The organism is Aeromonas popoffii, assembly GCF_000820025.1.
Classification (GTDB): domain Bacteria; phylum Pseudomonadota; class Gammaproteobacteria; order Enterobacterales; family Aeromonadaceae; genus Aeromonas; species Aeromonas popoffii.
In genome coordinates, this window is the sequence record NZ_CDBI01000014.1 from 1 (window position 1) to 21,470 (window position 21,470).

Genomic DNA, 21,470 nt, shown 5'->3' on the forward strand with positions numbered 1-21,470 from the left:
TCACTCATACCGACCCCGCCCATGCCGATGGCGGGGGCCAGCGGGGTGGCGGCGAGGCAATTGGCCAGGCGCGAGCTCAGGGTCTGCTCGGTGGTCAGCCTGCCTTGCGGCGAGCCCACCGCCCGATTGGCTTTCTGTTTGACGAAAGGTTGGTCAACCTGGTTCAGGGCAGTCATAGCACCTCCTCGGGCAGCCGCACCAGCCAGTGCTGATAGAGCCGACTGGGGGACGGGTGGGCCTTGAGATCTCGCAGGGTGAGTGGTGCACGCTCGCCGGCGAAGGCGGTATTGAGGGCCGCCAGCAGGGCGAGCTGTTGCACCGAATCCACCCCAAGTTCACACAGGGTCTGCTGCCAGACACCGGGCACACCGCATTGCCGCTCCCACAGGGCCACCAGCGGACGGGCCGCAGGCGGACAGGGCTTGGCGACTGGCGCGGCGGAGCGCCCTGTCACAGGGGCAGGCAGGCTCATCTCATCGAGTCTGGCCGGCAGCGCAAGGTTCGCCCCCGCCAGCCAGCCGAGTTCAGCCAGCCAGGCGGCCAGCACAGCGTCTGCCTGCGCCATGGGGATCAGATCCCCGTCGAACTCGAGGCGCAGGCTGAGCTGGCCCCCTCGGGCATTCACCACCAGGGAGAGCGGCAGTTCTACCTTCTCCACCACGGCGCCGAAGTGCGGCACCAGTTGATGGGGCTCGGGCTGCTCCGGCTGCGCCAGCACAGGGTAGTTTTCGAACACGAACAGGCTCTGGAACAGACGGGCCCTGCCCTGCGTCAGCGCTGCGAGCGACTGGGTACCGTGCTCATTGAGTGCCATCAGGTCCGACTGCAGCCGGGCGATATGCTCGGCCAGGGTCGCCTCGCTGCGCCAATCCAGGGCGAGCGGCAGGCTGTTGATATAGAGGCCAACACTCTCGGTGATCCCCTCGATGGGGAAATCCCGGCCCGGGGTCACGTTGCCCACCAGGGTGATGTCGTCGCCACAGCAGCGCGCCAGCAGGCGATGCCAGGCATACTGGGCCAGCAAGCCCGTGGTCACCCCCAGCTCGCGAGCACGGGCTTCCAGTTGAGCCGACACGTGTGGCGCCAGGGGTTGGCCGCACACCGCAGGCCTGTGCTGTGTCAGCTGCGGCTCCAGCGCCACACCGAACAGGCGGGAGAGATCGTTGGGCCGGGCCAGCAGCTCGGCGCGCCCCTGCCAGTAGGCCTCGCTGGCGCGGGTTTGGCTGGCAATATGACGGCCAAATTCGAGCCAGGCCCCATCCGGTTCGGCGTGCGGCAGCAGGCCGTTCATCAGAGCTTGGTAGCAGCGATGCAGGGCGCCCAGCAGCACGGGGCCACTCCAGCCATCCAGCACGCCATGGTGGGCACTGAAGATAACCTTGTGGTGATCGGGCGCCAATTTGAAGCAGGCGACCCGCAACAAGGGAGCCTGTTCCAGCGGGATCGGGCGGGCCAGATCCTGCTGGCGATAGGCTGCGATGCGCGCCTCGGCCTGCTCATCCCCCACCAGATCCTGATAGTGGAATGGCAGCTCGGCATGGCACAGGATACGTTGTAGTGCCACCCCATCCGCCAGCACCAGTTCGCTGCGCAGGGCCGGCCAGCGGGCGATCTGCGCCTGCCAGGCCTGGCGGTAGACGGCCAGGTCCAGCGGCTGGCGATACGCCATTTCGGTCTGCAGATGGTAAGCCGTGTCACGAGGCGCCAGCGTCCTGTGATAGAGCATGCTCTGCTGCAAGGACGTCATGGGCAACAGTGTCTCCACCTCGCGCCCGCTCAGCACCTGGTCGAGCGCCGCTTGCGAGAGACCAAGCCCCGGGAAGTCGCTCGGGGTGTGGCGCGGGGCGCTCACCCCACAGCAGTGATCCACCAGGGCACGCAGGTTGGCCGCCAATCTCACCATCAGGGCGTCGCTCCCTTGCTGGTTGAGGGCGCCGACTTGGCGCAGAGTGAGGCAGCCGTCATAGATGCCCCCGTGCAGACTGATGAGCTCGCGCGGCAAGTTGTCCGGCGACGTGGGCGCCCCTGGCGCCATGGGCAGAGGCTGCCAGGGCTGACCTGCGGCACCCTTCGCTCGTGATGCCTGATGGCTGACCCCCAGGTAGTTGAAGACGATGAGGGCCTCGGGCAGCTCCCAGCCACGGGGATGGTGCAGACGCAGGGCATTGAAGCCCACCCCCTTGTCCGGCACGACCCGCAGCCGCTCCTTGGTGGCGCACACCAGCGCATCCCACTCTGGCTCATCGGCCAGCGCCAGCGGATAGGTACTGGTGAACCAGCCCAAGGTGCGGCTCACATCGAGCTCGGCGTCTATCGCTTCACGGCCATGCCCTTCCAGCATCACGCAGTGCCGGCTACCGTAACCGAGATCGCTCAGGGTGCGCGTCAGGGCGGCCAGCAACAAGTCGGGCACCCGGGTGAAGAAGGCCTGATTGGCCGGGTCAATCAAGCGGGCCGTGGTCTCCTTGTCCAGTTGCAGCAGGCTGGCGGCGGCGCGGCCATCGGCGGCGCGCTGCGCTTCCAGCAGGCCTCGCTGGCTGCCCTCCCCCTGGGCCAGCCAGAACGCCAGCTGATCCTCTTCGCGCAGGGCGTAGGCGGCCAGCCCTTCACCCCACTGGCGATAGCTGCTGCCCTTGGCGGGCAGGGGCTCGCCCCTGCTCACCCGGGCGAGATCCTCGGCCAGAATGCGCCAGGAGACGGCATCGATAACCAGATGGTGGAAGGCGAGGAAGAGCCCCTCCACCGGCTCTGCCTCACCCTCGATGGTCAGGTTGCGCAGGCGGGCCCAAGCCAGGGTGTGGCCGCTGGCGGGATCGAGATCCCCCTGCGGTTCGGTCAGGCGGGCCTGCAGTTCAGCCGCGCCGAGTGCCCCTGCATCCAGGGTCGGCAAGGATGGCAGCGCCAGCTCGGCCAGATAGCGCTGGCCGCCCGGTGTCACGGCCAGGCGCAGGGCGTCGTGATGCTGGCGCAGGGTCGTCAGCCAGCCATGCAAGGCGGCATCATCCACCCCGGCGGGCAGGCGCAGTATCACCCCCTGATTCCAGTGGCCCGGCCTCGCGAAGCCCTGCTCGAAGAACCAGTGCTGGATGGGATGAAGTGGGAAGTCGCCTGTCAGGCAGCCCTGCTCCGTCTGGTGATTGACCGCCTGCTGCTGGCCGAGCTGACGGCAGAGACGGCGCACGGTTTTGGCCTCGAACACGTCCTTGACGCTGCAGTGCAGCCCCGCATCCCGCAGCCTTGTGGTGAGCTGGATGCTGAGGATGGAGTCACCCCCCAAGCGGAAGAAGTCATCCTCCACTCCAAGCGGCTGCTTGAGCACCCCCTGCCAGATGGCGAGCACCGTCTGCTCCAGCTCGCTTTGTGGCTCGCGCTTGCTCTGTTGCCAGTCAATGGCTGGCAGGCGGCGCAGGTCCAGCTTGCCATTGGGGGTAAGCGGCATCTCGGTGAGCCAGCAGAGCCGCACCGGCACCATGTATTCGGGCAGGCATTCGCCCGCCTGTTGCAGCAGGGCCTCGCCGTCCGGCTCGCGCGCCCCCGCATGCAGGCAGGCATACGCCAGCAGGCGGCCGTCTTGCACCACCACCTTGATCTGGCGAATGGCCGGGCACAGCGCGGCGACTTGCGTCTCTATCTCGCCGGGCTCGATGCGATAGCCGCGCAGCTTGATCTGTTCGTCAAGCCGACCGAGATAACTGATATTGCCGTCGCGGCGCAACAGCGCCCGATCGCCGGTGCGGTAGAGGCGATAAGTGCGGGTATCCGTGTCTGCATCAAGTGTCAGCTCGATAAAAGCCTCTTGGGTTCGCTCAGGCAGATTGAGGTAGCCGCGGGCAAGGCCGAGACCACTCAGGCAGAGCTCGCCGGGCACCCCCACCGGGCAGAGGTTGCCCCCTTCGTCCAGGATCAGCGCCTTCAGGTTGTTGACGGGCCGGCCTATGGTGATGGGCGCCCCCGGCACGAGCCGCGCGCAGAGCGCCGTGACGGTGCACTCGGTCGGGCCATACATGTTGTAGAGCGCAACCCGCTCTCCCCAGCGTTCCACCAGGCTGCTCGGGCAGGCTTCGCCACCAAAGCCGATGGCCTTGAGGGAACCGAGATCGGTCGGTGGCAACAGGTTCGCCAGCAGGGCGGTGGGCAGGATCATATGGCTGGCGCCACAGTTGATCGCGGCCGTGATGGCCCCCTCGCCCGGCTCGCCAAAATGCAGGGCTGCGCCGCAGTAGAGTGGCAGCAGGGTGGTCATGTTGCCCGCATCGAACGACAGAGACATGCTGTTGAACATGGTCCCGTTCTGATCAAGGGCGATGCGTTCTGCATGATCTGCCATCAGGTTGACCAGGCTGCCCTGCTCCACCATGACCCCCTTGGGCAGGCCTGTGCTGCCGGAGGTGTAGATGATCTGGGCCAGCATTGCGGCGTCCCGGGGGATGGCGGGAGCCTTGCTTGATAGTCCATCCAGCGCCAGCCGATGCAGGTTGTGGTAACCGACATCTGTGTCCATAAGGGTCTCGGCGAGCCGGGCGTCCGGCTCCCCTCCCAACACCAGCACAATGGCGGCGTCGCTCAGGATATGGACCAGCCGCTCGGCGGGATAGGCGGGATCCAGCGGCACATAAGCCGCCCCCGCCTTCCAGCTGGCGAGCAGGGCGACCACGAAGGCGATATCCCGTCTGGCCTGGATGCCGATGGCGGCCCCATGCGTCACGCCTCGGGCCAACAGCCAGTGGGCCAGCCGGTTGGCGCGCTCTTCCAGCTCGCCGTAACTCAGGGCACCCTCGCCGTCACTCACCGCCAGCGCGCCCGGGAACTGCGCGGCCCGCCGTTCGATATGGCAGAGCAGGGTGTCGCGGCTGGGGTAATCCAGCGGCAGGCTGGCGAGCTCAGCGGCGAGCGCCGCCTGGTCTTTACCTGCCTCCAGCGGCAGTTGCCAGATATCGGTCTCGGGGGCCGCCACCACGGCGCGCATCAGGTGCAGCAGCCGGTCCGCATAACGTTCAATAGTGCCACGCTCGAACAATGCAGTGGCGAACAACCAGTCCACCCGTACCGAGTCCATCAGCTCGGTCACCTTGACCGAGATGTCAGTCTTGGCAGGCAGCACGGGGGAGGTCTCCTCCACCAGCTGGCAGCCGGGGATGAGATCGTTGAAATCTACCTTGGCCTGATAGACCAGCATGATCTGGAAGATGGGGTTGATGGCGGTGGTACGATCGGCGCCGATGGCCTCGGCCAGCGCCTCGAAGCGGTAGAGCTGGTGATCGAAGGCCGCCAGATCCTCTTCCCGGCACTGCTGCAGGTAGTCGACAAAGCTGGGCTTGCCGGTGAGTTGAGTGCGCAGCACCAGGGTATTGACGAAGAAGCCCACCAGTGACTCGATTTCGTGGCGCTCACGATAGGCGAGCGGCGTGCCGATGACCACTTCCTTCTCGCCGCTCTGGCGCACCATCAACAGGGCAAACAGGGCGTGCAGGCCGATGAAGTTGGAGGTGTTGTGGCGCTGGCACAGCCGCTTGAAGCTCTCCCACAGGGCGTTGTCTATGGTGGAGAAGACCAGCTCGCCGCCGCTGGCCTGATGGGCTGGCCGCGGCTTGTCGAGCGGCAGGCCGTGCACCTCGGGGCTGCCACCGAGGCGGTCAACCCAGAACGGCTTGAACTCGGCGTGATAGTCGAGAAAGCGCGGCGAGTTGAACCAGTGGGCATAGTCAAGATAGGTGAGCGGCAACTCGGGCACGCTCAAGGGCTCCCGGTTCTGATGGGCCAGGAAGGCGCGCTTCAAGTCGGCAAACATGTTCTTGACCGACCAGCCGTCCGAGATGATGTGGTGCTGGGTGATCAGCAGCACGTGCTCGCGCTCGCCGAGGCGAATCAGCTGCACCCGACTGAGGTCTCCTTTGGTCAGGGAGAAGGGGCGCCCTATCTCTTCGCGCACCCGCCTGGCCACATAGGCCTCGCGCTCGGCTTGCGGCTGCTGGCTGACGTCTTCAACGGGCAAGGTGAAGGGAACATGCGGCAGTATCTCCTGAGCCCCCCTGCCCGCCTCGTCCTTGACGAAACGGGTGCGCATGCTGGGGTGGCGGGCAAAGAGGTGATCGAAGGCGAACGCCAGCGCCGCCGTATCCAGCTCGCCGTGTACGCGAAAATAGACCGGCATATTGTAGAGGTGGGAGGCCTCCTCATACTGCTCGATAAACCAGAGTCCGCTCTGAGAGGAGGAGAGCGGCCCGCGCAGGGCCCCTTGCGCTTCACTTTGCGCAATAATGGGCGCCTCGAAGGCGGCGCGGGCGGCCAGACAGCGCACCAGCTCATCCTTGTGCGCCTTGATGGTGGCGCCAATGGCGGGGGTCAGCGCCTCCTTGCTCGACTGGGAGACCAGCTGCCCCTTGTCGTTGAGGGCTAACCTGACCCCCTGGCGTTCCAGCTGTTTTAGCAGCGTTATCATATTGTTCATCACTTACCTCAGGCGCTCAGGGTGGCGCCGCCGTCGACGACCAGATCCTGCAGCGTGATATGGCTGGCCAGGCTGGATGCCAGGAAGAGCACGGTATTGGCGATCTCCGCCGGGGTGGCGATTTTGCGCAGTGGAATACCGAGCTTGAACTGATCCGGCAGCCCGGCAAGGGTGCGGGCCATGGCCCCCTCGTCCGGCAGCATGCCCCGCAGCATGGGGGTATCCGTCGAGCCCGGCGACACCAGGTTGACCCGCACGCCAAAGGGGGCCAGCTCCAGCCCCACCGTCTGGGTCAGGCTGGTGACCGCCGCCTTGGAGGCGCAGTAAGCCGCCATCTGCATGCGCGGCACATGGGCCGCGTTGGAGCCGATGGTGACGATGGCGCCGCGCCGCTGCGTCTTGAAGTGGGGCACCAGGGCCCGCAGCAGATAGAAGACGCCGCTGGCGTTGACCGTCATGCAGTCGTGCCAGTCGTCATCGCTCAAGGCTTCGGTGGGACCGAGGCGCAAGACCCCGGCTCCGTTGACCAGCACATCCAGTCCGCCGTCTGCCAGCAGTGCTGCGCAACAGGTGTTGACCGCTGCGGCATCACCGATGTCGAGCAGCCGGGTGGCATAGGGGTAGTCTGCCTCGGGGAACGCCAGATCCAGCCCCACCACGGCGGCGCCAGCGGCCACGAACTGCTCCGCCACCTCGCGCCCTATGCCACGGCCGGCCCCGGTCACCCAGACCCGCTTGCCACTGAAATCAAAGGCCATTGCTTGTTGCTCCTTGCTCATCACCACACCATCTCCACGCTCTCTTCATCCTCGGTCAGCTTGCCGTCGAGGAAGCGGCAGAAGTCATCGAGACGGGGATGATCGAACACATCCGAGACCTTGACCTGCACCCCGAACTCGGCACCGAGCCGATTCACTATCTGTATGGTCTGCAAGGACTGGCCACCCAGCTCGAAGAAGTTGTCCGCAGGCGCCATGGTGGCGAGCCCCAGGATCTGCTGCCAGATGGCGCCAACCCGGTTCTCCGTCTCGCTGCCGAGGGATTCTTTGCCAAGGAGTAGCGCCTCGCCCCCCCCCTGGTACTGAGCCAGCAGGGCCTTGCGATCCAGCTTGTTGGAGCAGGTGCGGGGCAGCTGGTCATAGTGGCGATAGTCGGTGGGGATCATGGCGGCGGGCAGCACCTTAGCGAGCTGCGCCTTGATGGCCCGGCTGTCACGCTCCGGCCCTGCCACGAAAGCCACCAGCCGGCGCACGCTGCCAAGGCTAATACCCTGCACGCAGGCCTCGTCCACCCCGGGCAGGGCCAGCAACTGGGCCTCCACCTCACCGGGCTGGATGCGATAGCCGCTGATCTTGAACTCGTTGTCGCGCCGACCGAGATAGACCAGGCGGCCAGCCACCCGCCGCACCCTGTCGCCAGTGCGATAGACGGGCAGCGCCTGCTCACCGACCCGAAGGGTCTCAAAGCTCCCCTGCTCGCCACCCACATAGCCGTTGGCAAGCTGCGGGCCGAGCAGCACCAACTCACCCTCGCTGGCTGGCTGATCCCCTGCCCCCAGAATGAGCGCCTGCATGCCGGGCAGCGGCAGGCCGATGGGCAGCTGGGTCTGGTTCGGGTCTTCCTGCTGCAGCTCCTGGGTGGTGACTACCACAGTGGTCTCGGTGGGGCCGTAGGTGTTGAACAGGCGCACGTCGGCGCGACCCTGCCGCTGCCACTGGGCCAACTGCTCGGGGTAGACCGCCTCGCCGCCAATGATGACGGTGGCCAATCCCGAGGGAATGTGGGCCTGGCCCGCCGTCAGCGCCACCACCCACTCGTTCCAGAACGCAGTGGGCAGATCGAGGTGGGTGATCCCCATCTCCTCCACCCCGGCGACAAAGGCGGGCATGGATTCGAGCAGGGTGTCGGTGCGCAGCACCAGGGTAGCGCCAGCGCTTAAGGTGGCGAATACCTCCTCTATGCTGGCGTCGAAGTTGAAGGGGGCAAATTGCAGCATCCGCGCTCCTTCATCCAGGTGATAGCGGCAGCGGGCGGCTGCGGCGAAGTGATCGAGCGCCCCGTGACTGACCGCCACCCCCTTGGGCAGACCGGTCGAGCCCGAGGTGAACATCAGGTAAGCGACGGCGCGGCCGGCGGCTGGCTGATTCAAGCGGTTGTCGCTCAGCAGATCCCCCGCCAAGAGGGTACGGCCTTCAAACAGGCTGGCCAGCTTGTGGCGATACTCCGCCTGGGTGATCAGGGTCTTGACCTCGCCAAGGCGCAGGATATGGCCCTGGCGCTCCAGCGGCTGCTCGGGGTCGAGCGGCACATAGACGGCGCCCGCCAGCAGCACCGCCAGCTGGGCGAAGATGGCCTGGGGGCTGCGGGCCAGCATGACGCCCACCTTGTCGCCGGGGGCAACGCCGGCGGCCTGCAGGGCCGCTGCCATCTGCTCGCAACGAGCCAACAGCGCCTCGTAGCTGACGCTCGCCTCCCCCTGTATCAGGGCAATCTTATCCGGCGTCTGGGCAGCGAAGTGGCTGAGCGCGTCCAGCACAGGGCGCACCTTGATCACTTCGTGGGCGGGAGCCGTGATCATGGATCCCAGCCGCTGCTCGGCCAGCCAGTCGGCCTTGAGGGTGCCCAGGGTCTGGGCGGGCTGGGCCAGCCAGCGGCCCAGCAGAGCGAACAGGGTATCGGCGATAGTCGCCAGATCGGCCTGCTGGTAGCAACCGGGATTGGCGTCCAGATCCAGCCTGGGTTGACCATCGGCGCCCACCTGCACCTCTATGGTGAGATCCTCCACCGGCCCGGCGCTGATGTTAAGGATATGGGCACTGAGCGGCCCGAAGCGACGGGCGTGATCGAACGGCATGATGTTGACCAGGGGGCCAAACAATCGCTTGTCTCCCCCCACCAGGCCCAGGTCTCGGCGCAGCAGCTCATAGCGATAGTGCTGGTGCTTGCGCACACCGCGCTTGGCCTTGGCCACGGCCCCAGCGGCCCCCGCCAGATCCAGCCCCTCGTCGAGGGCCAGCGCCAACGGGGTGATGTTCATCTGCATGCAGGGCACGGTCAGCGACGCCGACCCGATGCGGTTCATCATCATCAGGCCGAGCAGGGTCTGTTGCTGGCCGCTGGCAAGCGACAGCTGGGCCGAGAGGCCGGCCAGCAACAGATCAGGCCAGCCCAGCTTGTGTTCGTCGGCAAAGCCGGCCAACGCCTGCCACAGCGCCGTCGGCAGCGGGCGACTCTCGCGGATAAATTCGGCGGCGATGGGGGCGCGAGTGTCGCTAAAGGATGTCACCTCGGGCCAAGCCTGCAATTGCGCCTGCCAGAAGGTGCGAGCGGCGGCGTTCTTGCCGCTCTCCTCGCGGGCCCGCTCTTCGGCCAGTACCTCATCCAGCAGGCCAAACGGCGATGGCGACGGCGCAGCCCCGGCCAGCCCTTCGCCATAGAGTTCGGCGAGGCGCTGGAACAGCAAGGTGGTGCCAAAGCCGTCCAGCGCGATGTGGTGCACGCAGCTGTAGAGATAATCCCGGCCGGGGCCGCGCAGCAGGGCGAAGCGGCAGGGAGCCGCCTCGGTCAATGCGAACGGGCGGCGCAGATCGGCCCGGGCCCAGCCGCGGGCGGCAGCCTCGTCATCGCTTTCAAGGTTCACCTCGTCGTAGGCGAGTGGCGCATTGGAGGAGACGAAACAGACCGCCTCTCCATCATCTTCGAAGTGCCCCTTGAGCGCCTCGCACTCACCCACAGCCCGGGTGAGTGCTGCCACCAGCACGGCCGCGTCGACCTTGCCATCAAAGGCGATGCACTCGGCGGTGTTGAACATCGCCTTGTCGTCGTTGAGTAGATGACCGGACCAGAGCCCCTGCTGGGGTATGGTCAGCGGGAAGCGACTCATGGGGTCACCTCCAGGGTCTTTTGTTCGGCAAGTTTTGTTTCGATCACACGCCACCAGCCGTTAAGGGTCGGCAGCTTGGCGAGATCCACGAAACCCAGCTCCACCCCGGCGGCGCGCCACTCGGTGAGCAGGGACATGATGCGCACCGAATCCAGACCGTAGTCGATGAGGTTCTCGTCCGGGTCAAACTCCCCTTCGTCCTCATCGATATGGCTCAGCAGCCGCGTCTTGAGTCCCTCGTAGGTCAGTAATGGATTGGTCTGGGCGGCGAAAGCGGAAACCGGAGCGAGCGCCAGCACCTCCTCGCAGGGGATCACCTTGCCGCAGCGGGTCGCCACATAGTCGAGCGCCATCTGGTGATCGGCCTGGGAGAAGTCCGCCACCCCGTCCGCCAGGAAGAAGGGCTGGATGTCGCGCATGAAGGCGTCGCAGGCGGTCATCATGCAGCCGATGTGACCATAGATGCCGCCGATGATGAGCTGATCCCGCCCCTGGGCTTTGAGCACCGGCTCGAGTTCGGAGCGCTGGAAGGCGCTGTAGCGCCACTTGACCAGCACGCTATCGTCGCTCTCAGGGCGCAGCCCTGCCACCACCTGTTGCAGCTCGGGGCGCGTGTTCAGACCCGGGCCCCACATGTCGTTGAGCAGGGCGCGATCGTCGGGGGATTGATCCTTGGGCTGGGCCGTGTAGTAGACCGGGATGCCGAGGGCCTTGCACTGTTTGCGCACCGCGGCCAGCCGCTCGGTGAGCATGGCGATCAGCGGGCTGTTCTCGCCATAAAACGCGGTGAAGTACTCCTGCATATCGTGAATGAGCAAAGCAGCGCGTTTGGGCTCCAGCGTCCAGTTGACCTTGTTGGCCTTCCACTGCTTGGGCATGGCGTAGTTATTCAGGGTTGGGATAGCCATAACGTCATGATTCCTTTTTAGTTTTAAGCTGTTGTCAGGGGCTGGCTTGCGGCGATGATCTCGGCGATACGTGCACGCAGCCCCTGTTTGTCAATCTTGCCCACCGCCGTCATGGGCAGGGCATCCAGGGTTTCGAAACGGTCGGGCAGCTTGAAGTCCGCCACGCCGCGCGCGCGCAGAAACTTGCGCAAGGCCAGCGGCTTTAACCCGGGATCCGCACTGACGATAAAGGCGCAGCTCTTCTCCCCCATGGCGCTATCGGGCATGGAGACCAGGGCCGCCTGGGTGATGGCCGGGTGGTGCAGCAGCTGGTTTTCCACCTCTTCCGCCGCTATCTTCTCGCCGCCCCGGTTGATCTGATCCTTTTGCCGCCCCACCACCGTCAGGTAGCCGTCCTGGTCTTGCACCACCAGATCGCCGGAGCAGTAGAAGCCCTCGCTATCAAACACCCGGGCGTTGTGGGCCGGGCTCTGGTAGTAACCACGGAAGGTATAGGGGCCACGAGTGTGCAGGGCGCCGGGCTGGCCGGGTGCGACCGGGTTGCCCGCCTCGTCCAGAATGCGCACCTCGTCGTCCGGGCTCATGGGGCAGCCCTGGGTGTGAATGATCTTCTCGTCGGGGTCAGAGAGCCGGGTGTAGTTGACCAGCCCCTCCGCCATGCCGAACACCTGTTGCAACCGGCAGCCGAGCAGCGGGGTGATCTTTCTGGCCACCGCCTCGGCCAGCTTGGCGCCCCCTACCTGCAGCACGTCGAGGCTCGCAAGCTGGCTGCGCACGGCCGGGTCAGATTCGGCCGCTTGCAGCCAGAGGGCGACGGCTGGCGGCACCAGGGAGGTAAGGTTGATGCGGTGGCGGGCTACCAGCGGAAAACAGCTCATGGGACCGGGATCTGGCGCCAGCACCACTGTGCCGCCCGCCTCGAACACACCGAGGGCACCTGGGGAGCTCAAGGGGAAGTTGTGGGGGGCCGGCAGGGCGCACAGATAGCGGGTATGGGGGCCCAGCCCGCAGAGATCAACGCTGCGGCGCACGCTGTAGTAATAGTCGTCATGGGTGCGGGGGATGAGCTTGGGGGTACCGGTGCTGCCGCCGGAGAGCTGGAAGAAGGCCACCTCGTCCGCCGGACTCGGGCCATAGGCGGGGACGGCCCATCCCTCGCTCTTGGCCTGATCACTCAGCCAATGAGTCAGCCCCAGTTCCCCGTTCTCGCCATCAAGCAGCGCCAGCTCGGCGCCTATGCCTCGCAGTAAGTCACTGTTGCGATCCCCATTGGCAAACAACGAATGGGCGAGCGAGCCAATAAAGAGCCGGGGTCGGATCTGCTCGGCGTAAGAGGCCAGCTCCAGCCGGTTGTGGCTAAAGAGGGCGTTGACCGGCGCAATCCCCGCTTTGAGCAGGGCGAAAAACACCAGATAGAACTCGGCCACATTGGGCAGCTGCACCAGAGCGGTGTCGCCCACCTTGAAGCCATGACGAACGAGCCGTCCGGCCAGCCGACTGGCGCCTTCATCCAGCTCGCGATAGCTGACACTGCGCTCACCGCAGAGGATGGCAGTGGCATCCGGCACCACTTCACACTGGCGATCCAGCATGATGGTCAGGGGCTCACCGCGCCAATAGCCCTTGGCACGATACTGCTCGGCCAGTTCCCGGGGCCAGCGGGTGTAAGGCAGGAAGCGGTTGGCCTGAGTCATAGCGCCACCTCAGTGCCAAGGCCCAGGGCGTTTAACATGGTGCCCAGCTTGGTGCCGGTCTCGGCCCACTCCATGGCGGGATCCGATCCTGCCACTATGCCAGCGCCGGCAAACAGCTCCACCTGATGGCCATCGAGCACACCGCAGCGGATCACCACGGCCCACTCCCCATTACCCTGACTGTCACACCAGCCGACGATACCGCTGAACAGGGCCCGTCTGAAGGGTTCCTGCTCGCGGATAAACTGACGCGCCAGCTCGGTGGGATAACCGCACAAGGCCGGGGTCGGATGCAGCTGGCAGGCCAGGGAGAGCACAGAAGCCTGACCCGGATGCAGCTGGCCGGCGATGGGCGTGCCCAGATGCCAGAGGGTATCCGTGCTCATCAGGGTGGGATTGGCGGGAATGGCCAGCTCGCGGCAGTGCGGGGTCAACACCCGGCGGATCTCGTCGATCACCAACTTGTGTTCATGCTGATCCTTGCGGGAGGCCAGCAGATCGCGGGCCACCTGCCGGTCCTGCTCCGGCTCGCCGTAGCGCTTGGCAGAGCCCGCCAGCGGATGGGTGAAGACCTCGCCCCCGCTGACCCGCAGCAGCAGCTCCGGGCTGGCACCGAGCAAGCGGCGATCTTGCCCGAGCGGCAGAGAGAAGTGAAAGGCATGGGGATTCTGGCTCATCAGGCGGGCCAGCACCCGCTCGGGATCGGCAGGCTTGTGCAGCGTGAGGATCAGCTTGCGCGACAACACAACCTTGGCAAGGTGACCCTGTGCAAACGCATTCAGCGCCGAGCTGACAGAGGCCTTGAATTCGGCCGCCGCCGGCGTGCTCTGCACCGAGATGACCTGGTTGGTCTCGGCGGCACGCTCCGCTGCGGGCGTTCGCACTCCCCGCTCATAACGGCCGGGCACATAGAGGCAGGAGGCGTCGGCCGGGTCGAACGCGAAGGCGCCGATCAGCAGCGGATTCGCTTGCCCTGCGGCCTCGGCCGCCGCCAGCGCCCTCGCTATCTGTCGCTCCAGCAAGGACCATTCGCAGGCGGGCGTGGTGATAGGCTGACCCAGGTCGTAGGCGCTGATCGTGCCCTGACCTGAGGTAAACAAGAAATCAGGCGGGGACGCAGCCTGGGCAGGCGCGCTATTTTCCATCACAAGAGTATCCACGTTACACCCTCAAATATGATTCAAAATGATAATGATTATCAGTTTGCATTTGTGGGGCGGTAAAATACTCGCTTTGAAATCACCCGGTCAATGGGATTTTTATATCGATAAAACTGGAACTTATCTGTGGATATTGGACAAACCGCACCACTGGCGGCCTGCCATGCCAGGCATCTAAGGGGTTACTCGTATGAATACAAATTCCATACCCCATATGAGGCGGCGACAAAAACGGGAACCGCGTGCTCAGACTGGCAGCCAGGGGTATTTCCCCCTAAGATGGCGCCCTCTGTTTGGTCACGTCCCTCAACTCACGGAACTGTCGATGTTAAAGTACCTGCTTCTGCTCCCTCTCAGCCTGCTGCTGGCAGCCTGTTCGCTCACCCAGTACAACGTCAGCGAAGGCGAAATCAACCAATACCTCAAAGAGAGGGTCGCCTTCGAGAAACAGCTGGGGATCCCCGGCATCATGTCGAGCAAGATCCGCCTGGATGAGATGCACAGCCGCATCGGCCGCGCCAGCGCCGATCGGGTGGAACTTGATGCTGCCGGTGATCTGCAGGTCAGCAGCCCCCTTGGCAGCCAGCAGGTGAAGATCCGCATCTCCCTCAGCGCTCGCCCCGACTATGTGGCCGAGCAGGGTGCCATCTACCTGCGTGACCTCGAACTCATCTCAATCCAGACAGAGCCAGCCGACGTGGGTGCCGCCCTCACACCGCTGCTGCCCACCTTCAACCAGTCGCTCTCGCTGTTCCTCTCCCAGACGCCCGTCTACCGGCTGGATGACAGTCGCAAGAACGAAGCCAGGATCAAGGAGAAAGTCGGGGCACTCAAGGTGGAGCCCGGCCGACTGGTCATCCCCTTCAAACTGCTGTGACCCCCAAGCCGCGCCCCTCTTCTCTTCACCCCCCGGGCGCGGCTTTTTCTTCTCAAGCCCCCCACCTTGGTACATAATGCGCACCATTCTCATTTAGATTCATGAGAAGCGTCATAATAAAATCAAACATATGGTGAGAAGGGACATGAGAAAAACCGTACTGGTCCAGGCGATCGCCTGCGCCCTCCTGAGCGGTGCCGCACACGCCGCCGTCAAAGTAGAAGACAACACATTCAATACTGCCGCCAACATGCTGGCCTATACCGAATTCGAACTCTCCGGCGAGCCGCTGGCCGAGGCCCTCGGTCTGGATCTGGATGTGCTGGACGCCAACCGCGCCAATGAGCCAACTCCGTTCGACTTCGCCGCTGGCATCGAATCCTACGAGTACTCCGAAGAGGCCATGTACGCCCTCAACTACCAATCCGGCATGGGTCCTCATCTGGTGAACGGGCCGCAAAACCTGGCCCGTGGCGGCACCATGGCCTCTCTGGGGCAACGGGTACTGGCCATGGCCGATGCCGTTGGCTTCCCGGCCGATGAAGTGCCACAGGGCATGTATCCCCTCTCCCTGCCCTATGCCTCCGCCAATCCGGAGTTTGCACAAGCGGTGAACACCACCCCGGTCAACGGCGATCAGATCACCATCAAGACCGCCAAGGGCAACGAGAAGAGCGTCAGGACACTGATACCGGCCTACTTCCGCGACTACACCACCCTGCGCTGGAGCGGCAGTGACAACCTGCTGGTGCCCGCAGCCGTGGGCGGCATATTGCTCAAAGAGGTGATGTGGTCTCAGGATTTCCTCGGCGGTATGCACGTGGCGGAAACCGATGAAGAGGTGGAAGCGGCTTCCGCCACCATGGATCAGGATGGCAAGCACAAGCTGGGCGTCTCCGCCGCTGACGGTTTCAACGGCATGATGCTGACCGAGCAATCCATCGACAAGCTGACCATCATGCAGAACCAGCTCGGCTTCGACGGCAAGCAACTGGGCGCCAGGATCACCCCGCAATACGATCCGGCCAAGGGCGTCGTCTACTTCCCCCATCAGGTGAAAGTGACCGAAACCAGCAAGCATGACGTGGGCGCCATCGGCAAGCTGGAAGTGGTGGATGGCTCCGCCCAGCTACGCGATGCCTGGATGATGCTGTGGCCGCTCTCCGAGTTCTATGCCTTCAGCGATCAACGCAGCGCCAACACCAACCAGAACCCGGCCTTCCACGCCGTGTTTGACGGCGCGCCGTTTGCCGCCGCCCCGGCTGCCAACCAGGCCAATGATCTGGGCAAGGCAGTCGCTGGCAGCGATGCCTTCTCGCTGGCGATCAATCTATCCAACCTCACCTTCAAGAACCTGGCGGCCCTGCACTTTGATGCCAAGGCCGGCACTCTGGTCGACAACTGGCAGGCGGGCAAACAGGGCAAGCACGTCACCACCTTTGACGCCGCTTACGCCCTGGTCGCCCTGCAGATCTTCCAGCGCGCTCAGGATGCGCTGCCGGTCGGTTACGCCGCCGGTGACAATGGCGAGCTCAACCTCAAGACCAAACAGGGTCAACAGGCACTCGACTTGATCCGCAAGCAGGCCGATTTCATCCTTGCCAATCTCAAGGGCAAAAACGGTCTGGTGCATGACGGCATCACGCTGGGCGGCAAGCTCGACGCTGGCCACTCCATCGATGCGCAGTTCGCGGCCATCCGTGGTCTGACCGCAGCCTTCCTCGCCACCTCCGATGCCAAGTACCGCACGGCCGCCCGCGAGCTGTTCATCGCGACCGACAAGGCCTACTTCAATCAGAAGGCCGGCACCTGGCTGGCGGGCAAACAGGGTGAATACACCCCCTGGACCCAGGCTGCCATCTCCGGCGCCCTGCGCTCTGCCATGCTGAACCTGCGTAACGAAGGGGCAGAGAAGGCGCCCGAGCTGGAACTAGCCCAGCTGACCAGTCAGTACGTCAGCTGGTTCCGTGGCACCGTCAACGGCGGCATGCAGATGGCCGAGTGGATTGGTGACTCCGGCGAGAACATCATCGAAGGTGCCGGCAGCGACACCGACGAAGATGGCGTACCGCAAGTGACCGCTGCCGGTGGCCAGCACGGCACCGCCATGGTGATGGCCGCCAAAGCGGTGGTAAGCGAATAATCATCGCCATTCACCAGCATGAAAAAGGGAGCCAATTTGGCTCCCTTTGCATGACAGCGTCTGACACAGTTTCAAGGTACTTTTTTCACAACCCGGCTAAACCAGCTTGTCCAGCATCTCCTTGGTCACCAGCACGATCCCCTGCTCGGAGCGGTAGAAGCGGCGGCTATCTTCATCGGCATTCTCGCCCACCACCAGCCCATCGGGCAGCACACAACCTTTATCCACCACCACCCGGCGCAGACGGCAACCGGCGCCGATCTCGACCCCGGGGAAGATGATGGCCTGATCCAGGGTGCAGAAGGAGTGCACCCGCACATTGGTAAAGAGCACCGAGTTGAGCACGAACGACCCGCTAACGATGGTGCCGCCAGAGAACATGGAGTTGATGGTCATGCCGTGCTGACCATTACGATCCTGCACGAACTTGGCCGGTGGCGTCAGGGTCTGGCTGGTCCAGATGGGCCAGTTCTGATCGTAGATATCGAGCTCGGGCAGAACGGAGGCGAGATCCATGTTCGCTTCCCAGAACGAGTCCAGAGTACCCACGTCACGCCAGTAGGGTTTTTGACCCTCGCGCGCCCCGACACAGGACATGTTGAAGGGGTGAGCAAACGCCATCCCCTCCTCCACGATACGGGGGATCACATCCATCCCGAAGTCGTGTTTGGAGTCCTGATTGAGAATGTCCTCCTCCAGCAGTTGATAGAGGTATTCCGCCTCGAAGATATAGATCCCCATAGAGGCCAGCGAGCGATCCTCGCAACCCGGCATGGCCGGTGGATTGGCCGGTTTTTCGACGAAGGCACGGATTTTGCGCTGCTCGTCGATATCCATGACCCCGAAGGCAGACGCCTCCGCCCGTGGCACCTCGATACAAGCCACTGTCACCTTGGCACCGAGACGCACGTGATCAAGCAGCATGGCGGCGTAATCCATCTTGTAGATGTGATCCCCCGCCAGCACCACCAGGTATTTGGGGCCGTAGTCACGGATGATGTCGACGTTCTGATAGATGGCATCGGCGGTGCCGCGATACCAGTGCACCTCATCTACCCGTTGCTGGGCAGGCAGCAGGTCGATGAATTCGTTCATCTGGTAACGCAGGAAGGACCAGCCCGATTGCAGGTGGCGCAGCAGGCTGTGAGACTTGTATTGGGTGACCACACCAACGCGGCGGATCCCCGAGTTGATACAGTTGGAGAGCACAAAATCAATGATCCGGAATTTGCCACCGAAATGGACGGCAGGCTTGGCGCGGTTGTCAGTCAACTGCTTCAGGCGACTGCCACGGCCACCCGCCAGCACCAGTGCCATACTCTGGTTCAATAATTGTCGTGCTTTGGCACTATTTTCGGGCTCTAACAACATGATTTACCTCTGCCTTGTTTGATCTATTTTCAACCCATCTTCGCCTGTTTCGGCACCTGTGAAAGTGGTTTCACTCACAATTAACCGATTTCAATTGGCCCTTTTCCAGGAGGTGAGCGGGATCCCATGCTTTACACCCTGAGCTTGGTTAGAATTTCAACATCACACGAATCATCAAGGATGACAAGATGTTGAACAAGCTCGGGAGTAACCTGTTACTGATCACGGCCATCACCTGTGTTGCTCTGCTGTTGTTACAAGGTATCTGGCTCGCCGTACAGGCTACCCCCTTCACCCTGATCCTCATCGTCGGCACGACCCTGCTCGGCTTTGGCCTGCTATTCATACTGGCCTATCGCGCCCGCAACGCCGAGCGTGATCAGCAGGAACAAGTCTGGCTCACGGCACTGCGACTGCGCGATCCCGCCTGTCTGGAGAGCCCGGCGGCCCAGGAGGCCTTGCAACAACTACTGACCCGGTTCAGTGAAGCCGAGCTCGACGCCCACCGTCAGATCAGCGAGCTACACCATCAGGCGACCCAGGATGAGCTGACCCAATTGCAAAACCGCCACGCGTTCCGGCGCGACATGACGGCGTTGCTGCAGCGGGATCAGGATACCCAGACCGCCACCCTGGTGCTGATCCGCGCCACCGAACTTGGCAAGCTCAATGCCCAGCGCGGCTTTCAGTCGGGGGATGCCTATATCAAGGATATTGCCAATCTCATCACCCGGGTGGTCGGCCGATTCCCAGGTCATCAGGTCTATCGCATCTCGGGAGCCGACTTCGCCGTGCTGGTGCAGCCGGTGGCCAACATACCGCCGCCCCTGCTCGGCCGGGATCTGAAAGTCGCCTTCGACCACTATCAGCAGCAACATGAACTGGAGAGCGCCGCCTACTCGGGGCTAACACGCCTGAGCAGCGGGCAGAAGATAGAGGCGATTCTGGCACGGGCGGATCTGGCTCTGGCCCACGCCCAGACAGAAACGGTCAACGGCTGGGCCATTCAACAGGACGATGACGTGGTGGAACTGCAGGGCCAGCACCACTGGAAGCTGGTGCTCAATGATCTGCTGGAGCAGGAGCACATCAGTTTTACCTATCAGCCCATCCAGCCCATGCACCCCAGCATGCTGGCCTACAACGAGATCTATGCCCGCTTCAGCGGCGCCGACGGCACTGTGTTGCCGACCGACACCCTGTTTGCCATGGCTCAACGGCTGGACATGGTGATGCGACTGGAGCAGATGCTGATCATCCACGTCATGCGCCAGTACCGGGCATTCGGCGCCAACCAGAGCCGCTGGGGCATCAGCCTCTCCAGCAACCTGTTGCAAAACAGCGCCTTCCTGATCTGGCTCGACCGGCAATTGCTCAAGGATCCCAACACCAGCGCCAATCTGGTATTCGAGCTGGATGAGGAGCATCTGGAGCGCAACATGACGGGGGCCAAGCGGGTGTTCGAGCTGCTCAGACGCAACGGCAGTCGTTCCGCCATCTGCAACTTCGGCAAGGGGATAGGGTCGTTTACTCTGTTTCGCGAGCTAAAACCCGACTACATCAAGCTGGATCCTGCCCTGCTCACAGGGCTGGAGCAGGACCTGACCAATCAGCAGTTCGTGCGGATGATCGTTGATGTATCACACCGCATGGGCTGCCAGGTGATAGCGGAAGGGGTGGAGCAGCTTGGCCAGAAACAACTGCTACAGAGCATGTACGTGGACGGGTTGCAAGGTTATCTCATCGCCAAGCCCCAGCCGTTGCGGCCGGATATCAGCCACCTTGGCCTGTTTACTGAGGACGCTTCAACTTCAGCAGAGTCAGAATGATGTCATTGAGCTGGCGATAACGTTCCAGCTCCTTCTGATCGTAACGGGTCGCCAGGGTGGTGGGATTGTGGCGATTCTTGAGGTAACGGTTGATCTGCAGGCGGTTGAACCCCGCCACCTGATAGATCTGGCCCAGCAGGCCATTGAGCTCTTCGTGCTCGAAGCCGGCCCTGGCGAGGTAATCGCTCTGGGCAGGGCTCTCCAGCTGGCTGCCCTGTTTGGCGATGCGGCCAGTCTCTTGCAAATAGGAGAGCCACTGTTCGAGATAAAGCGGCTTGCAGCCCGCCAGCAGATTGAAGAAACCCACTGCATCGCAGCGGCACCCGGTTAACAGCAGCACGGCCAGTTGATCGTCATCACAGCTGAAGGTGACGGGGCCGCTCTGCCCCCAGTCCAGCGCCTGAACCCGGATCTCGGCGCGCTCCCCTGCGATGCCGGTTACGTCGAATACAAACATGGCTCCTCCCGCTCGGCAAAAGGTTGATGATGGACCATACCCCCTACAGGTGCAAAGCCAAATCGCCTTTTCATTCAGCATTCTGTACGCGGGCCATAAAAAAACCGACATCCTCGCGGATATCGGTTCTTCAGGCATCCGATGGCCGTGGCCATCAATGCAGAACGGTTCAGGCGTCCAGTTCGACCAGTGCCTTGGCCAATTCTATGGGTTCGAGCTCCTGGCCTTCCAGATCGGCATTCCAGTTCGGGCCGATCAGCACATCGTCCTCGTCCAGATCGTTGATCCAGATGTCGAGGAACTCTTCCAGTTCGATCACTTCCGGCTCGTAGTCGGCCCACTCGTCCACACAATGCAGGCGGGCATCGACCTCGGCCGACCAGAGCGGCATCACATCGGCATCTTCAAATTCGGCAGAGCGGCAGACGACCCAGTCTTCACCGTAACGCAAGCCCCACACCTGACCCGACTCGCGGACTTCTTCGATGAACAGTTGGAAATTGGCGTCAAGATTGTCAGTTAACTTACTCATGGGGCTCTCTCTTTATCGGGTGCTGCGGCCACGGCAGTGCCGAGTGGCAATGCGGTGGCCAAATGGTGTCGCAAAAGTGACATGGACTCAAGCATCTTGGGATTATTCGCACAAAAAACTGCCCGATGCCGTGTTTTACCTGATAAAACGCCTCCCGAAGGAGGCGTT

At 63.4% G+C, this 21,470-nt stretch carries 12 protein-coding genes; 3 read left to right on the top strand and 9 right to left on the bottom strand.

The window, feature by feature from the left end; translation table 11 throughout:
• Window positions 1-172: 172 nt before the first annotated feature.
• From amoG to BN1129_RS02345, 6 genes are read right to left on the bottom strand one after another with little or no spacing between them, the layout of a single operon-like run.
• Window positions 173-6,448 carry an amonabactin biosynthesis non-ribosomal peptide synthetase AmoG gene (gene amoG, locus BN1129_RS02320; RefSeq protein WP_042034235.1) on the bottom strand — a complete coding sequence of 2,092 codons (6,276 nt, stop codon included), beginning with the start codon at window positions 6,446-6,448 and terminating at the stop codon, window positions 173-175.
• An 8-nt stretch (window positions 6,449-6,456) separates the two neighbouring features.
• Entirely contained in the window at window positions 6,457-7,206 is a 750-nt protein-coding gene (dhbA, locus tag BN1129_RS02325) for a 2,3-dihydro-2,3-dihydroxybenzoate dehydrogenase (RefSeq protein ID WP_042034237.1), read from the bottom strand.
• A gap of 20 nt (window positions 7,207-7,226) precedes the next feature.
• Window positions 7,227-10,331, bottom strand: a complete 3,105-nt coding sequence (amoF, locus tag BN1129_RS02330; protein WP_042034239.1) for an amonabactin biosynthesis non-ribosomal peptide synthetase AmoF — start codon at window positions 10,329-10,331, stop codon at window positions 7,227-7,229.
• Window positions 10,328-11,239, bottom strand: a complete 912-nt coding sequence (locus BN1129_RS02335; protein ID WP_042034241.1) for an isochorismatase family protein — start codon at window positions 11,237-11,239, stop codon at window positions 10,328-10,330. Before BN1129_RS02335 ends, amoF begins: the two co-directional genes overlap by 4 nt.
• A gap of 23 nt (window positions 11,240-11,262) precedes the next feature.
• Window positions 11,263-12,933: a (2,3-dihydroxybenzoyl)adenylate synthase gene (locus tag BN1129_RS02340; protein ID WP_042034242.1), complete on the bottom strand. Its 1,671-nt coding sequence runs from the start codon at window positions 12,931-12,933 to the stop codon at window positions 11,263-11,265.
• On the bottom strand, window positions 12,930-14,093 hold the full coding sequence (locus tag BN1129_RS02345) for an isochorismate synthase (protein WP_042034244.1): 1,164 nt from the start codon (window positions 14,091-14,093) through the stop codon (window positions 12,930-12,932). The genes BN1129_RS02340 and BN1129_RS02345 overlap by 4 nt, the downstream gene beginning before the upstream one ends.
• Before the next feature lie 325 nt (window positions 14,094-14,418).
• On the opposite strand from BN1129_RS02345, the gene BN1129_RS02350 reads away from it, so the two are divergent.
• Window positions 14,419-14,970, top strand: coding sequence for a lipoprotein (locus BN1129_RS02350; protein ID WP_042034245.1), 552 nt, complete (start codon window positions 14,419-14,421; stop codon window positions 14,968-14,970).
• A gap of 145 nt (window positions 14,971-15,115) precedes the next feature.
• Entirely contained in the window at window positions 15,116-17,113 is a 1,998-nt protein-coding gene (locus BN1129_RS02355) for a hypothetical protein (RefSeq protein WP_042034246.1), read from the top strand.
• 96 nt (window positions 17,114-17,209) lie between these two features.
• Here BN1129_RS02355 and glgC read toward each other — a convergent pair whose 3' ends face one another.
• Window positions 17,210-18,484, bottom strand: a complete 1,275-nt coding sequence (gene glgC, locus BN1129_RS02360) for a glucose-1-phosphate adenylyltransferase (protein ID WP_042034247.1) — start codon at window positions 18,482-18,484, stop codon at window positions 17,210-17,212.
• A gap of 188 nt (window positions 18,485-18,672) precedes the next feature.
• Between glgC and BN1129_RS02365 the strand changes: the two genes are divergently transcribed.
• The gene (locus BN1129_RS02365; protein WP_042034248.1) at window positions 18,673-20,313 is read left to right on the top strand and encodes an EAL domain-containing protein; all 1,641 of its coding nucleotides are present in this window, start codon (window positions 18,673-18,675) and stop codon (window positions 20,311-20,313) included.
• On the opposite strand, the gene BN1129_RS02370 is transcribed toward BN1129_RS02365, so the two are convergent.
• Window positions 20,276-20,770 (bottom strand): hypothetical protein, encoded by a 495-nt coding sequence (locus BN1129_RS02370; protein WP_042034250.1) that lies wholly within the window; start codon window positions 20,768-20,770, stop codon window positions 20,276-20,278. The genes BN1129_RS02365 and BN1129_RS02370 overlap by 38 nt on opposite strands.
• 169 nt (window positions 20,771-20,939) lie before the next feature.
• A complete protein-coding gene (locus BN1129_RS02375) occupies window positions 20,940-21,302 on the bottom strand; it encodes a DUF2750 domain-containing protein (protein WP_042034251.1) in 363 nt (120 codons plus the stop codon).
• Window positions 21,303-21,470: the final 168 nt, after the last annotated feature.

What these genes read in the sequence shown, in the direction of transcription:
- amoG (WP_042034235.1), bottom strand. Translation starts at nt 6,448, where the DNA reads ATGAACAATATGATAACGCTGCTAAAACAGCTGGAACGCCAGGGGGTC.
- dhbA (WP_042034237.1), bottom strand. Translation starts at nt 7,206, where the DNA reads ATGGCCTTTGATTTCAGTGGCAAGCGGGTCTGGGTGACCGGGGCCGGC.
- amoF (WP_042034239.1), bottom strand. Translation starts at nt 10,331, where the DNA reads ATGAGTCGCTTCCCGCTGACCATACCCCAGCAGGGGCTCTGGTCCGGT.
- BN1129_RS02335 (WP_042034241.1), bottom strand. Translation starts at nt 11,239, where the DNA reads ATGGCTATCCCAACCCTGAATAACTACGCCATGCCCAAGCAGTGGAAG.
- BN1129_RS02340 (WP_042034242.1), bottom strand. Translation starts at nt 12,933, where the DNA reads ATGACTCAGGCCAACCGCTTCCTGCCTTACACCCGCTGGCCCCGGGAA.
- BN1129_RS02350 (WP_042034245.1), top strand. Translation starts at nt 14,419, where the DNA reads ATGTTAAAGTACCTGCTTCTGCTCCCTCTCAGCCTGCTGCTGGCAGCC.
- BN1129_RS02355 (WP_042034246.1), top strand. Translation starts at nt 15,116, where the DNA reads ATGAGAAAAACCGTACTGGTCCAGGCGATCGCCTGCGCCCTCCTGAGC.
- glgC (WP_042034247.1), bottom strand. Translation starts at nt 18,484, where the DNA reads ATGTTGTTAGAGCCCGAAAATAGTGCCAAAGCACGACAATTATTGAAC.
- BN1129_RS02365 (WP_042034248.1), top strand. Translation starts at nt 18,673, where the DNA reads ATGTTGAACAAGCTCGGGAGTAACCTGTTACTGATCACGGCCATCACC.
- BN1129_RS02370 (WP_042034250.1), bottom strand. Translation starts at nt 20,770, where the DNA reads ATGTTTGTATTCGACGTAACCGGCATCGCAGGGGAGCGCGCCGAGATC.
- BN1129_RS02375 (WP_042034251.1), bottom strand. Translation starts at nt 21,302, where the DNA reads ATGAGTAAGTTAACTGACAATCTTGACGCCAATTTCCAACTGTTCATC.